The sequence below is a fragment of the Oceanobacillus sp. Castelsardo genome (assembly GCF_001659985.1).
GTDB lineage: Bacteria > Bacillota > Bacilli > Bacillales > Amphibacillaceae > Oceanobacillus.
The window spans coordinates 804797-818605 of the sequence record NZ_LYCS01000001.1 but is presented as its reverse complement, the minus strand read 5'-3'; the positions used below and the strand labels follow the sequence as shown (position 1 = coordinate 818605).

Annotated in this window: 13 protein-coding genes and 1 riboswitch; of the genes, 10 read left to right on the top strand and 3 right to left on the bottom strand. The window is 35.1% G+C overall.

The features are described from left to right. Positions 1-203: 203 nt before the first annotated feature. Positions 204-1841: a ribosomal protection-like ABC-F family protein gene (gene abc-f, locus A9178_RS04115; RefSeq protein ID WP_068672630.1), complete on the top strand. Its 1638-nt coding sequence runs from the start codon at positions 204-206 to the stop codon at positions 1839-1841. A gap of 241 nt (positions 1842-2082) precedes the next feature. Here abc-f and A9178_RS19480 read toward each other — a convergent pair whose 3' ends face one another. Continuing rightward, positions 2083-2205 carry a hypothetical protein gene (locus A9178_RS19480; protein ID WP_255376705.1) on the bottom strand — a complete coding sequence of 41 codons (123 nt, stop codon included), beginning with the start codon at positions 2203-2205 and terminating at the stop codon, positions 2083-2085. A gap of 463 nt (positions 2206-2668) precedes the next feature. Between A9178_RS19480 and mgtE the strand changes: the two genes are divergently transcribed. Further along, entirely contained in the window at positions 2669-4027 is a 1359-nt protein-coding gene (mgtE, locus tag A9178_RS04110) for a magnesium transporter (RefSeq protein WP_068672629.1), read from the top strand. A gap of 36 nt (positions 4028-4063) precedes the next feature. Here mgtE and A9178_RS04105 read toward each other — a convergent pair whose 3' ends face one another. After that, on the bottom strand, positions 4064-4843 hold the full coding sequence (locus A9178_RS04105) for a nucleotidyltransferase domain-containing protein (RefSeq protein ID WP_068672628.1): 780 nt from the start codon (positions 4841-4843) through the stop codon (positions 4064-4066). 137 nt (positions 4844-4980) lie between these two features. After that, positions 4981-6576: an amidohydrolase gene (locus tag A9178_RS04100; RefSeq protein WP_068672627.1), complete on the bottom strand. Its 1596-nt coding sequence runs from the start codon at positions 6574-6576 to the stop codon at positions 4981-4983. Positions 6577-6769: 193 nt separating this feature from the next. Continuing rightward, positions 6770-6947: riboswitch (Lysine riboswitch) on the bottom strand. Positions 6948-7111: 164 nt separating this feature from the next. Here A9178_RS04100 and A9178_RS04095 point away from each other — a divergent pair. The 8 genes from A9178_RS04095 (at position 7112) to A9178_RS04065 (ending at position 13714) form a co-directional block, all read left to right on the top strand. Next, the gene (locus A9178_RS04095) at positions 7112-7627 is read left to right on the top strand and encodes a YbaK/EbsC family protein (RefSeq protein WP_068672626.1); all 516 of its coding nucleotides are present in this window, start codon (positions 7112-7114) and stop codon (positions 7625-7627) included. 246 nt (positions 7628-7873) lie between these two features. After that, positions 7874-8773 (top strand): hydroxymethylglutaryl-CoA lyase, encoded by a 900-nt coding sequence (locus A9178_RS04090; RefSeq protein ID WP_068672625.1) that lies wholly within the window; start codon positions 7874-7876, stop codon positions 8771-8773. A gap of 486 nt (positions 8774-9259) precedes the next feature. Then, positions 9260-9778, top strand: coding sequence for a helix-turn-helix domain-containing protein (locus A9178_RS04085; protein ID WP_231889785.1), 519 nt, complete (start codon positions 9260-9262; stop codon positions 9776-9778). A 302-nt stretch (positions 9779-10080) separates the two neighbouring features. Next, positions 10081-10233, top strand: a complete 153-nt coding sequence (locus tag A9178_RS18885) for a hypothetical protein (protein WP_156520693.1) — start codon at positions 10081-10083, stop codon at positions 10231-10233. An 18-nt stretch (positions 10234-10251) separates the two neighbouring features. Beyond that, entirely contained in the window at positions 10252-10719 is a 468-nt protein-coding gene (locus A9178_RS04080; RefSeq protein WP_068672623.1) for a cytochrome c oxidase subunit II, read from the top strand. Between the two features lie 15 nt (positions 10720-10734). Further along, entirely contained in the window at positions 10735-12414 is a 1680-nt protein-coding gene (locus tag A9178_RS04075; RefSeq protein WP_068672622.1) for a cbb3-type cytochrome c oxidase subunit I, read from the top strand. A gap of 95 nt (positions 12415-12509) precedes the next feature. After that, entirely contained in the window at positions 12510-13145 is a 636-nt protein-coding gene (locus tag A9178_RS04070; protein ID WP_068672621.1) for an SCO family protein, read from the top strand. Beyond that, positions 13142-13714, top strand: coding sequence for a hypothetical protein (locus A9178_RS04065; protein WP_068672620.1), 573 nt, complete (start codon positions 13142-13144; stop codon positions 13712-13714). The genes A9178_RS04070 and A9178_RS04065 overlap by 4 nt, the downstream gene beginning before the upstream one ends. Positions 13715-13809: the final 95 nt, after the last annotated feature.

Genomic DNA, 13809 nt, shown 5'->3' with positions numbered 1-13809 from the left:
GAAATATTTTCTATTTCAATCTGGAGAAAAAATAGGATTAGTCTGCCCACTTTTAATTTCGGGATTATTATTAATAATAAGGTTACTTGTTATGTATAGGTATGGCTAATCCTTCCAATGATATTGGGAGGATTTTTTGAATTTAATAAGTTAAGTTATAAGGACTTTCGGAAATCCTCCCTTAAAGAAAGGGTACGATCGAAATGAGAGAAATGTTGAAATTAATGAATATAACTTATGAAATAAAGGATACGGAAATTTTTAGAAATGTAAATGCAACCGTGCACGAAGGTGATATCATTGCTGTAATTGGAAAAAATGGTGCTGGAAAAACGACATTACTTGAACTAATTCAACACAGAATTCAACCAACAAAAGGACGGGTTAACTTTATTGAGGATAATATAAGAACCGTGATGGTAGAACAAGAAACGAAATCTTTTTCCACTAATCTTACATCATCTATTGAAGCAAAATTATTAAGCTATTGGAATGTACCGGAAAATAATTTTAAACAATTAAGCGGTGGGGAACGATTAAAAGCACGACTAGCTAATGGTCTTTCCAAACAAGCTGAATTGTTATTGTTAGATGAACCTACGAATCATTTAGATGAAGAAAGTATGGAGTTATTAATAAAGTATCTTCAAGACTACAAAGGAACCATTATTTTTGTTTCCCATGATCGTTATTTCATGAATGCTGTTGCAACTAAAATTTGGTCTTTGGAAGACAAATCATTAACAGAACATATTGGGAACTATTCCAGCTTTATAGATTTTCGGAAACAGAGAAGATTATCCCAGCAACGAGCTTATGATAATCAGCAAAAAATGAAAAAGCGGATTGAAGGACAAATAAACGAATTAACTTCTTGGTCGAATAAAGCCCATGCCCAATCTACGAAGAAAGAAGGATTTAAAGAATATCATCGTAAAAAGGCAAAGCGTACGGATTCCCAAATTAAATCAAAACAAAAAAGACTGGAGAAAGAGCTTGAAAAAGCAAAAGTAGATCAAGTTAATCCTGAATATACCGTACAATTTTCAATAAAGGCGAATAATAAAGTGGGGAAAAGATTTTTAGAGGTGAAAGATGTATCAAAGACATTTCATGATAAAGTTTTGTTTGAACATGTTCAGTTTTTTATAAAGTATGGGGAAAAGGTGGCACTTGTTGGACCAAATGGAAGTGGAAAAACGACGTTACTGAAAATGATTATGGGAATAGACCAAGTCGATGGAGAAGTCTGGATTTCTCCTTCTGCAAAAATTGGTTATTTAACACAAGAAATTTTTGATTTACCTCTAGAAAAAACACCAGAAGAACTTTTTCACACAGAAAATTTTGAGGATAGGGGAAAAGTCCAAAATGCTATGAAGCATTTAGGATTTCGAGCATCACAATGGAATGAACCAATTAAGCATATGAGTATGGGGGAACGGGTGAAGTGTAAGCTTTTGGTTTATATATTGGAAGAGAGAGATGTACTTATTTTGGATGAACCTACAAACCATCTCGACTTACCTTCCCGAGAACAATTGGAAGAAACGTTAACCCAATATAACGGAACATTAATCGTTGTTTCTCATGACCGTTATTTTCTTGAAAAAATAACGGATAGTCAATTGATTATTGTGAATAAAAGTATTCAAAAGAAGTTAAATCATGAATCTAGTAATCGGAAAGATGAAGCTGAATTGTTATTAAAACTAGAAACAGAAAGACAAGAGGTTTTGGGAAGACTTAGTTTTTTAACACCAAGTGAAGATTCCTATATCGAGTTAGATGAACGGTTTAAAGAGTTAACGAAGAAAATTCAGGAACTTAAGAGTAAATAATAAAGGGTTGGGTGACACACCGCAGTGCAATTTTTATTGTGAGGAGTGTAGCAACGTTGAATAACCTGCGACACGACAGGCACGAGGGCTCAAATCCATCCACGGCAAGGTAGACACTGCGGAGTCATTTCGAACAGATGTCGCCCCAGTACTGGAAGTGAAAGTGAAGTATATTTCTGGAGTGACTATTAGCTCAATCATGTTCGGATTTCATGTAGTTAAAAAACTTTTTTCCTACCCTTTATTTTTTGTCCTGTTCTTTTAAAGTTTTTAATTCTTTTTCAATCCGATCTAAACGTTCTAAAATTGGTTGTAAAGCTTCTTGAAGCATAATGCGTAATCGATCCGCTTTTTCATTTTCCATTATTCATTCCTCCATAGTATGGGATTTTAAATTTAGTTATTCTTATTCTATTTCTCTTTTTTATCTACGCGGTGTTACTAAAAACTCCTGCCTCTACAGGCGGGAGATAAAGTGCCGCCAAGCTTCGAAACAAGTCTTCTTTATTATATCAAATAGTATCTTTACTTATTGTGATATATGTCACATGTGAAGGTTTTTTAAGCACTACATGCTAACTTCACATCGTCCAAAAAATTCCACCACATATTATTTGATTGCTATTGCAGAACTCGTCTGTTATAGAAAGGGACTTGGGAATATAATCCAATTGGCTTTATATTCCATTATGTGGTACCATATGGGTTTTCGGTTAGGAATATAACAAATGTAACGATGTTGTAATATGAGCACCACTTTTGTTTACACATATTTATTTATAGTTATAATGTTAGTGGATGACTGAAGGAAGGGGGCAATTGTTGATATGTCTCTTAAAATGACAGAAAATGAAATAACATTAGCCATCATTCAAACATTAAAAGATAGAAACAAGCTGCAATTTTTATCTATAATGGATGAATTGCAGCCATATGATATCGCGCAACAATACTTAAATTTACCGAACAAGCATAAAAACAAATTTATTATGTATATGCCTACAGAGCAATTGACGTATATGATTCAAGAGCTTGATAAAGAAGAGCAGTTACTTGTTTTGGAAAAATTAGGGATTGAGCGTTCCACTCAAGTCCTTGATTTGATGGATAATGATGATTTAGTTTCCCTATTAGAAGGGTTAGAACCGGAAAAAGTTGAAGAAATTCTTTCAGAAATGAAGGAAGAGGAATCCACAATTGTTCAAAATATGATGAAATATTCTCCAGAAACAGCTGGAAGAATTATGACCAATCTATATGTATGGATTCCCCAAACTTATACAGTGCGTGAAGCGGTGGATAAGCTTAAACACTTTGCGGAACTAGCGGAATACCTGAACTATTTGTATGTAATAGATGAAAATAAGGAGTTAGTAGGGGTTGTATCGTATAAAGATTTACTTCTTGCTGATATGTACGAAAAAATAGAGGATATTATGTTTTCACGTGTAGTGACAGTAGATGTTCATACAGACCAAGAAGAGGTAGCTAAAATAATCAATCGATATAACTTTATTTCCATACCAGTGGTTGAAGAAAATAATAAATTAGTCGGGGCGGTAACCGTTGACGATGTGGTGGATATTATTTATCAAGAAGCTAATGAAGATATTGAAAAACTTTCTGCCTCCGGTAAAGCGATTGATTTTAATACAAAAGCGTTAGTTGCAGCATATCGAAGACTCCCATGGCTTATTCTCCTATTGTTTATTGGAATTGTCTCTGGAAGTATCATCGCTGGATTTGAAGAAACATTGGATAAAGTAGTTGCTCTTGCATTCTTTATGCCTATGATTGCGGGAATGACAGGAAATACAGGAACACAATCCCTGGCAGTTGTAGTGAGAGGATTAACAAAAGACGATTTGGATTTTAAAGAAGTAGTAAAATTGGTCATGCGTGAACTATGGGTTGGAATTATTATAGGTGTAACATGTGGAGTTCTAATTGCCGTTATTGCGTTGTTCTGGCAGGGGAATGCGACGTTAGGTTTTGTCGTTGGTGTTTCTTTATTAGTTACATTAATTATTGGTACTTTATCGGGAACAATTATTCCACTTATTTTATATAAGTTTAATGTAGACCCTGCTGTAGCATCAGGCCCCCTCATTACAACTATTAATGATATTATTTCTTTATTTGTTTATTTTGGCATTGCAACGATGTTTCTTTCTAAATTAACGTAGGATAGTGGCTTGATTTTGAATGATCAAGCCACTTACTTAATTCCTCCATATCTCTTTTAAGGTCACACGAAACAAGGAATCTAATTTCTTGGTTACCCGTATTTGTTTCGTTTTCAATTGTGGGACAGATTGTTCAAGAAAATCTATTTCATTCGTTATAAAGGATTGGAGTTCTCCAACTGGCAGATTCGATTCTGATAGTTGTTTTGTTTTTATCTTTATTAATACCTCTATTACAGCGTTTTCAGGTAATGATAGTTGATGAACTAGCGATGTAAAATGAATAGAAGGAAAAGTACTATAGATGATAATCCATTTTGCCATTAAAATGGGTCTAACAACTTGAAAATAAAGTTTTATGTTGATTTCTGGAGATTCATCTATTTTACGCAAATTATTCTTTGCCATATGTATATAGTGGTGGACACAGGGCATTGGTTGAAAAACCTCTGCTTCTAAATCAATCAGCCTTTTCATTATGCTTGGCGATTCAAAGTAAATAATTGGACTATGTAACCATTCTAGAAGACCTGGGTTTGACTTCCGATAAAGTTTTAATGCTTTTGTAAGTTCCCAACCGTGTAAATCAAGTGAAGAATGTATGGGAAAATCAATAGTATCCCTTTTTTTACCAATACCAATAGGATCAATGCTTAAATAATAATCGGTAGGATGAACATAAATAAAACGGACGTCATAGTCACTATCGATGGAATGCACCCCCCAAGCTCTACTACCAGCCTCACAAGCATATAGGACTTTAATATTTTTTTCCTTTTCTATTTCCTTTATCTTTGCAACGATAATATCTTTCATTTGCTTACTCCTTTTATGATTGTTTTACTATTATGTTTGAAAAACATAACTTATAAAACTGGTTGTAAAATGTGGCCCCGCATGTGGGGAATGAAAACTAGATCCTTTCCTAAAATTGGAATGGATCTAGTGTTTCGTTATTTTTGATACTTTATATCCCCGCCAATAATAGTCATTTCAATCTTTGTTGTTAATAACTCGTCTGGGTCAATCATTCGAAATGGATTATTGGAGTAAACCGTCATATCGGCTAGTTTTCCTCTTGAAATAGTTCCCTTAATATGTTCTTCATTTGTTGGGTAAGCTCCATTTTCTGTAAATAATTGAAATGCTTCAATCATGGTTAACTTTTCATTTGGATTATATCCACTATGCGTTTGTCCAGGTGTTTTTCTTGTGACAGCGGCATGGATTCCGAGAAGCGGATCAACAGGTTCAACTGGTGCATCAGAACCACCAGCACAAATGACTCCAGCTTCTTGCATAGATTTCCAGGCGTATGAAAGCTTTATTCGTTCGGGCCCTAGTCTTTTTTCAACCCACGGAAAGTCACTTGCTAAAAATCGAGGTTGAATATCAGCAATACGGCTTGGTTTAGCGAGTCTTCTTAATAAATCCTTTCGAACCACTTGGGTATGAATTAAGCGGTCACGATAAGAAGCTGCGGGAAATTCATCCAAAACATCAAGAGTATTTTCTAAAGCTTGATCGCCTATAGTATGTACGGCAACTGGCATATTTAATTCACGGGCGTTTTTAACGATTTCATATAAAGCACAAGTATCAAATATGGCATCACCATAATTACTAGGATCATCCGTATATGGACTAGATAAAAGAGCAGTTCTTCTACCAAATGCTCCATCAGCAAAAATCTTTATAGCACCAATTTTTAATGTTTGGTTTCCATAACCTGTGTACATACCAGAAAAACGTAAATCGTCAAGAAATTCATGATTAATTAGAAGATTGGTACGTAAACCTAATTTCTCTTCATTTAGTAGTTCATCATATAGTTGATACGTTTGGTCAAGTCCACCTAAATAAAGGGAATCATTTGTATGAACACTAGTTAAACCCTTTTCCATTGCAAATTGGATGGCCTTCCTTAGTGCATTTTTTAAAATAGTATTTGTATGTACTGGAATATGTCGTAAAATTAAATCTTTTGCTGATTCTAATAAAATTCCTGTTGGTCTTTTAGTATCTTGATCTAATACTATGGTTCCACCTTCTGGAACAGTAATAGAAGGGTGATAATTTGTTATCTCAAGAGCTTTAGAATTAACAACGGCTGCATGTAGGCAAATACGATTTAACAACAAAGGATTTCCTGGCGCTACATAATCTAACTCAGAAATAGTGGGGATAGATCCATGTTGAAATAAGTTTTCATCCCAACCCCCACCAATAATCCATTCTCCTTCTTTTAATTCGTTTGCACGGGCTTGAATTTTATTTAACATTTCTTCTTTAGATGTTACACCTGTTAAGTCTAGGTTAATAAAATTTTCAGCAACCATAGATAAATGGATATGGCTATCAGTTAACCCTGGTGTAACAGTCATTCCTTCTAAATCAATTATTTCACAATCCGCATTTTTCCAATGAAAAATCATATCGGTTGTGGAACCAATATCAATGATTCGCCCATATTCTACAACTACTGCCTCAACTACAGGTTGTATATTATCAAATGTATAAATGATACCATTCGTGAAAATTTTTCTCATATCAATCTCTCCCAATGTTTATACTTTTTCTTTCGGTTACATTTCATCTTAAATGGAATTAGATCTATTGTGGGAGAAATGAACGAAGGGGAAAAGATGGGATTGTAGTCCAATTATTTTAAGGTAAATAAAAAAACAATGATAGAAAATAACCTATCATTGTTTATCATTACAATACACGTTATCCTCCATTTCGATCAGTAGTTCTCCACACTAAAGTCTCTAGCATGACAGTCTATTCCTTCTTCAAGAACATCCCAGCTATAATAAGATTGACGCTCACTATGCTTCGGCAATGAATCCTTTCATCAATCATCATCGATGTCATACTCCGATTGATTACTTATCTTCATTGCACCTCTACCTCACCGATCTGATAAGGTCTATATGAAATTATATATATCGTAACAAAATACAAGAAAAAGTTCAATATAAGTAATTTACGGAAAGAAGTTAATAATTTGACTATTATAGCGATTTTCAGTATAAAATAATGTTACAGACTAATATAAGAATTAAAGGAGATGTAAGAAGATTGTCAATAGATAGTGTTAGACTTTATTTTAAACAATTTAATCGAGAACAGGATATATTAGAATTTGATTCATCCAGTGCTACTGTTCAGGAAGCAGCTGATACAATCGGAGTGGAACGTGCTAGAATTGCAAAAACATTATCATTTAGGGGAGAAGAAGATAAGGCAATTTTAGTTGTGGCAGCTGGAGACGCGAAAGTTGATAATAAAAAGTTTCGTAAAACATTCGGCTTTAAAGCAAGAATGCTATCTCCAGAACAAGTATTAGAACAAACCGGACATGAAATTGGTGGTGTCTGTCCATTTGGTTTGAAAAATGATTTAGATGTCTATTTAGATATATCAATGAAAAGATTTGATACCCTTTATCCAGCATGTGGCAGTACAAATAGCGCAATTGAATTAACAAATGATGAAATATTTACTTATTCCTGGGCAAAAGATTGGGTAGATGTCAGTAAAGGATGGGAAGAGGAGCAAAAAGAAAATATAGTTCAAGATAGCCTTAGTAAATAGTAGGATTAAATGACTCAGATCTCAATTGGACTGGGTTATTTTTTTACCATATACATATTGCTTTCTCTTTCATTGACCTTACTTTTGACAATCGGTTATACTTTATTCAACAATGTTGAATAATACTAAACACTAGTGAATATACTGTAAGACTAAAATAAAATGAATGACCAAGATCTATGGAACACCAATTGCCTAATGACCTCATAAAGTATAATGTCAAAAGAATCTAGAGGAGGCTTAAAAATGGAGAAGCTCCCTAAGTTTGTACAAATTAAGGAAGTTGGTCCACGTGATGGTTTACAAAATGAGAATAAATGGGTCTCTACGGAATCTAAGATTGCTTGGATAAACATGTTATCAAATACAGGGGTAAAAGAAATTGAATTTAGCTCATTTGTTAACCCTAAAATGATTCCGGCACTTTCGGATGCGCGTGAAGTTGGAAAGCAAATAATTAGAAATCCCAATGTTAGTTATTCTGCTTTAGTTCCGAACCAGAAGGGATTAGAGCTTGCACTAGAAGCAGGCATTGATGGCGCTTCTGTTTTTATGTCAGCGAGTGAAACACATAATCATAAAAATATAAATAAATCGATACAAAATACGTACCCTGTTTTAAAACAGGTAATAGAAGATGCGAAATCAGAGGGTAAACGTGTTACTGGTTATATTTCTACTGTATTTGACTGTCCATATGAAGGTAAAATTAAGCCAGAAGCCGTAATTTCAGTCTGTGAGAAATTGCTAGAATATGGAGTTGACGAACTTTCGTTAGGGGATACCATTGGTTCTGCTGTTCCATCCCAAGTGGAAATATTATTGGATGAAATATTAAAAGGATATCCTTCTGAAAAAATTATTCTGCATTTTCACGATACGAGAGGAATGGCTATTGCCAATATTATGACTGCCATGAATTATGGAATTTATCGATTTGATAGTTCCATTGGAGGTTTAGGTGGTTGTCCATATGCCCCAGGTGCAGCGGGGAATGTTGCGACGAATGATGTGTTATATCTTCTCCACGGGATAGGAATTGAAACTGGAATTAATGAAAAGAAAATACAAGAAGCATCTTTGTATATTCAGGATCAATTAGGTAAGATTTTACCTAGTAGATCATTAATGGCAAGTGGTCTCTAAAAGGTGAGGAGATGAGGCTGTGGCTTAACTAATGTGTTTAACCCAAAAGGCGAACAATGCACTATTTAAGCGTAGGAAATATACGTAGACCCCTGTGGGAGGAAAGGCCTAGGTGAGACTATGCAGGGCGATAGCCCGGAGTAGGCTCAACAGCCGCCCACGGCAAGGTAGACACTGCGAGGTCATTTCGAGCAGATGTCGCCCCTGTACTGGATGTGAAAGCGGAGTAAATTTCCGAAGCGATTATTCGCTCAATCACGTATGGATTTTGTGTGTTTAAAATACTTTTGTCCCAGCCTTATCCCTTTTATATTATAGGGTCCAAGTGATTTTAGATGAAGAGAAGAAAAGTGGAAGCGATAGGTCCTTGACTATAAATCAAGTATTATTCTATGATTAAAACATTAGTGTTCGTAGGGATTATTTGGAAAGGACTGAGTCTCTATCGATTTAAAGAATTTAGGTCAAAAAATCAAAGAATTAAGATTGCGGCAAAAGAAAACGCAACAGCAGATAGCGGATGAGTGTGGAATATCCAAAAGCATGTTATCCAAAATTGAAAACGGACAAACTGCATCTGCTGTAGCTACTTTATCAAAAATAAGTGAAGCTTTACATGTTTCTTTATCATGGCTTTTGGAAGATAAAGTAGGAGATTCATTAGTTTTACAGAAGAGATCACAAAGGAAATCCAAAATTGGTGATGTCCATATGGGGTATTCCTATGAACTATTAGCAAATCGTTCTCAATTTAGTAACATTGAACCAACGATTGTCCATGTCACTCCTAAAAATAGAAATTTGCGTACGGAAACCTATACCCATTTGCAGGACGAGTTTATATATATATTGGAAGGATCTATTTATCTACTTTATGATGGGGAAAATTACTATATGGAAAAAGGAGATAGCGCTTATTTTAAAGGAGAGAAACCGCATCTTTTTATTCCAGTTAATGATGAAGAAGCACAGGTCTTAACTTGTTTTATGGACAGGAATATCTAGCATATATTTATCTTTGCGCGGCAACATCGGATCACCTGGCATGGCCAGGCGCAGTCTATACGTCATTAAACGGGCACTTGCGCCTTTATTCTCGTGTTAAAGCTAAAATATAATTAATGAAAAAAGCATGATCTAGTTTATTACTGGATCATGCTTTTTTTATGATTATATGATAAATGCAATGATATGTTGACTGTTTTCAAGGGTGTGCGGTAAATCACATGAAGATTGTGATTTGGTTCACTTTGCCTATCCTAATTTCAATCTACAATATAGATAAGAAGATAAGGGAGGGATTAAAAGTGGAAAAGAATAAAGAAATTGTCTCCAAAAATAATCTCTACGAAGATGAACATTCATTAAAGGGAGCATTATTTTCTTCCATCGTATTTGTTGGAGGAACGATTGTAGCTACTATTTTACTACTCATCGTATTTTATATGATTCGAATCTAAATGAAGGAGGTTAGAATAATGAAAATGCATCGTGCCGAAGAAATTTGGCTAATTGTCGGTGTAGCTATTCTGGTGCTTTCTATGGTTTTTACTGGATATCAAGCATTTGCTCAAGGAATGGCACCACCAAGTAATACAGAAACATTAGATCCACAAAAAGTAGACGAACATCCACTATTTAGCGAACCAGGTGTATTTGAAATAGGAGAAAACGAATATGAAGTAGTGTTGACACTACAAGCATTCAGCTTTACTCCAAATGAAATTGAAATACCAGCGGGCTCAGAAGTTCATTTTACGTTAACATCAAGGGATGTCGTTCATGGTTTTCAAGTTGCTGGAACAAACATTAATGCAATGGTAACTCCAGGTTATATTCAACGAATTTCTCAAAAGTTTGATGAACCAGGTGAATACCTTGTGCTTTGTAATGAATATTGCGGGGCTGGTCATCAACTGATGGCTACAACTATAACTGTAAAGTAAAGGAGGGGAGAAGAAATGGAATTAACAGAGAAACGTAACCTATCCAAAAAAATAAACCGTGTTGCTGGTGTCCATTTAGATGATGCTAGACTTAATTTAACATATCTTGCAGTAGCATTTATCGTTTTATTAATTGGAGGTTTTTTAGGATTATTTCAAGGTTTGAATCGAGCAGGATTAATGGAATTGCCAAGTTGGTTTGACTACTATCAAACGCTAACAGCACATGGTGTTTTATTAATATTAGTATTTACGACACTATTTACAGTCGGCTATTTTTACGCATCGTTATCCCATACATTAGGTGGTCTATTACCTAAGGTACGGAAGATGGGGTGGATTGCATTTGGAATGATGATTGTCGGGGTTGCCTTTGTTGCAACTACTATTGTAATGGGAGATGCATCTGTTTTATATACTTTCTATCCACCAATGCAAGCTTCACCATGGTTTTATATTGGTTTAGTCTTTGTTGTTTTAGGTATTTGGATTGCTGCGTTTGGAGCATTTATTAACGTCGCCAATTGGAGAAAAAACCATCGCGGAAAACACATTCCTTTACTAGCGTTCTTTGCAACGGGTGTATTTGTACTATTATTTTTCGGAAGTTTAGGAGTAACTGTTGAAGTCTTGATGCTTATACCCTGGGCTTTTGGTTGGACAGAAACCGTCAATGTCATGCTTAGTCGTACGCTATTTTGGAGCTTTGGTCATACGTTAGTTAATATTTGGTATTTAACTGCTGTTTCAGCATGGTATGTCGTTGTGCCAAAAGTTATCGGGGGAAAATTATTTAGTGATGGCTTAACTCGCTTAGTTGTTATTTTATTAGTTATCTTAAATATCCCGGGTGGGTTCCACCATCAAATTATTGATCCTGGTATTACAGAAACTTGGAAATTTATTCACGTATTTATGAGTTTATCTATTGCATTCCCATCTTTGATGACAGCCTTTGCGATGTTTGCTGTGTTTGAACGTACAGGGAGAAAAAAAGGTGCAAAAGGTTTATTAGGTTGGTTTAAGAAATTACCGTGGGGTGATGTACGCTTCTTAGCACCGTTTATAGCAATGGTTGCGTTTATATTCGGCGGGGCAGGTGGAATTGCTCAAACCAATAATCAGCTAAACCAAGTTGTGCATAATACGTTATGGGTAACGGGTCACTTTCATATAACAGTTGGTGTAACGGTTGTTCTTACTTTCTTTGGAATCGCCTATTGGTTAATTCCACATCTTTCCAAGCGTGAATTAACACCACAGATGAATCGGTTAGGTATCTATCAAACTATAATTTGGACAGTTGGTATGATCTTTATGTCCGGTTCTATGCATTGGGTTGGACTTTTAGGCTCACCAAGAAGAACTTCTTTTTCTACTTACGGTGATAATGCAACTGCACTAAGTTGGGATCCGTATTTGTTCTTATTAGCTATTGGAGGAACGCTACTTATCATTGCAGTTATCCTCATGTTTTACATCGCGTTCAATCTAATGTTCTTCGCACCAAAAGGGGAAACTGAATTTCCAATTGGCGAGGAGGAAGAAAATGCGATGTCTACTCCAAAGTGGACAGAGCGTTGGGGATTATGGATTGTAATGCTTTTAGCTATTGTAGCAATGGGGTATGTCGTGCCATTAATGGAAATCATCGTTAACGCACCACCAGGATCCCCACCATTTAGGACTTGGTAAACGGATAATCCACTTTTTAGAGAAAGGGGGATTGCTTTGATGGCTATCTCCCCCCTTTTTGACAAAAGTGAAAAAGAAATATAGGGTGTGATCGGATGATCAAAAATAAAAATACAATATCCTTATGTATCGTTATTTTATTTGGTTTCATTCTGTTTTTTATGGGAACGGACGGATTTCAAGCCTTTACTGCAGAATCGGCAAGAACATTGAAACTAGTAGAAGAACAACCAGTATTCCCAGAGGTGACATTAGAAGATAGTAAAGGAAATATATATCCTTTTTCTGAATTTAAAGGAAAATATGTGATGATAACATTTGTTTATACAACATGTACAACTGTATGTCCTGAATTAGAGATGAATCTATTTAATGTATACAATCAAGTACCAGAAAAATATATAGGGGAAGATCTTGTATTCTTAAGTATTAGTTTCGATCCCGAACGTGATGATGTAGAAACACTGGAAAAGTATCGACACTTTTTTGGAAGTGATGGTGAGACATGGCGAATGGCGAGGGTTCCGAATGTTCAAGAACTACAAAGCTTATTAGATGAATTTGGCGTTATCGTTATTCCGGATAAACAAGGTAACTTCACTCATAATTCTGCCTTTTATCTTGTAAATCCCCAAGGAACGTTAATAGATGTAATGGATTATCAAAAGGTGGATGAGGCAGCAAGCAAGCTATTGTCCATTTTAAAACGAGAAGAGGGGGATACAGAATGAAACAAGCAATTTACGGCCTAATACTTTATCTATTTCTGATGCTTCCTCCGGTAATTGCATTATCTGAATCTATTATGGTCGTCCATATGCATATGCAAATGCCACTTCTCGTTATAGTTGGGTTGCTATTTACACCGTATTTAAAGAGAAGATTTCCAAGCTTTTTTGAGAACTGGAATCATAATGGAGTACCGGGGATTGTGCTATTTATGATTATTATCATCTATTGGATGATTCCTCGTACAATGGATGAAGCGCTAACAATACCAACCATTGAGATTTTTAAATTTATCAGCCTACCAATTTTAGCAGGAATTCCTCTACGGGATAGTTGGAATAAACTTAATAACCTAAGAAAAAACATCATTTTTATTAGTTTGATTTTATTATCAGGAATTATGGCTTGGTTATATATCGCTACTCCTACACAGCTATGTAATAATTACCTCTTAGCAGAACAAAAAGCACTAGGTTGGACATTTTTACTAACAGGGTTATGTCTGTTCATTTATTTTGTTCAAAATCTATTTATAAAGGGTTATAGCCTAGAGGAAAGTGAAAATGAATAAAGAGGCTGGGATATAACTAAAGTGTTTAACCCTAAAGACGAACAATTCGATCAATCATGTTCGGTTTTCAAGTACTTAAAATACTTATGTCCCAG

What these genes read in the sequence shown, in the direction of transcription:
- A9178_RS04100 (WP_068672627.1), bottom strand. Translation starts at nt 6,576, where the DNA reads ATGAGAAAAATTTTCACGAATGGTATCATTTATACATTTGATAATATA.
- A9178_RS04075 (WP_068672622.1), top strand. Translation starts at nt 10,735, where the DNA reads ATGGAATTAACAGAGAAACGTAACCTATCCAAAAAAATAAACCGTGTT.
- abc-f (WP_068672630.1), top strand. Translation starts at nt 204, where the DNA reads ATGAGAGAAATGTTGAAATTAATGAATATAACTTATGAAATAAAGGAT.
- A9178_RS04070 (WP_068672621.1), top strand. Translation starts at nt 12,510, where the DNA reads ATGATCAAAAATAAAAATACAATATCCTTATGTATCGTTATTTTATTT.
- A9178_RS04065 (WP_068672620.1), top strand. Translation starts at nt 13,142, where the DNA reads ATGAAACAAGCAATTTACGGCCTAATACTTTATCTATTTCTGATGCTT.
- A9178_RS19480 (WP_255376705.1), bottom strand. Translation starts at nt 2,205, where the DNA reads ATGGAAAATGAAAAAGCGGATCGATTACGCATTATGCTTCAAGAAGCT.
- A9178_RS04105 (WP_068672628.1), bottom strand. Translation starts at nt 4,843, where the DNA reads ATGAAAGATATTATCGTTGCAAAGATAAAGGAAATAGAAAAGGAAAAA.
- A9178_RS04080 (WP_068672623.1), top strand. Translation starts at nt 10,252, where the DNA reads ATGAAAATGCATCGTGCCGAAGAAATTTGGCTAATTGTCGGTGTAGCT.
- mgtE (WP_068672629.1), top strand. Translation starts at nt 2,669, where the DNA reads ATGTCTCTTAAAATGACAGAAAATGAAATAACATTAGCCATCATTCAA.
- A9178_RS04090 (WP_068672625.1), top strand. Translation starts at nt 7,874, where the DNA reads ATGGAGAAGCTCCCTAAGTTTGTACAAATTAAGGAAGTTGGTCCACGT.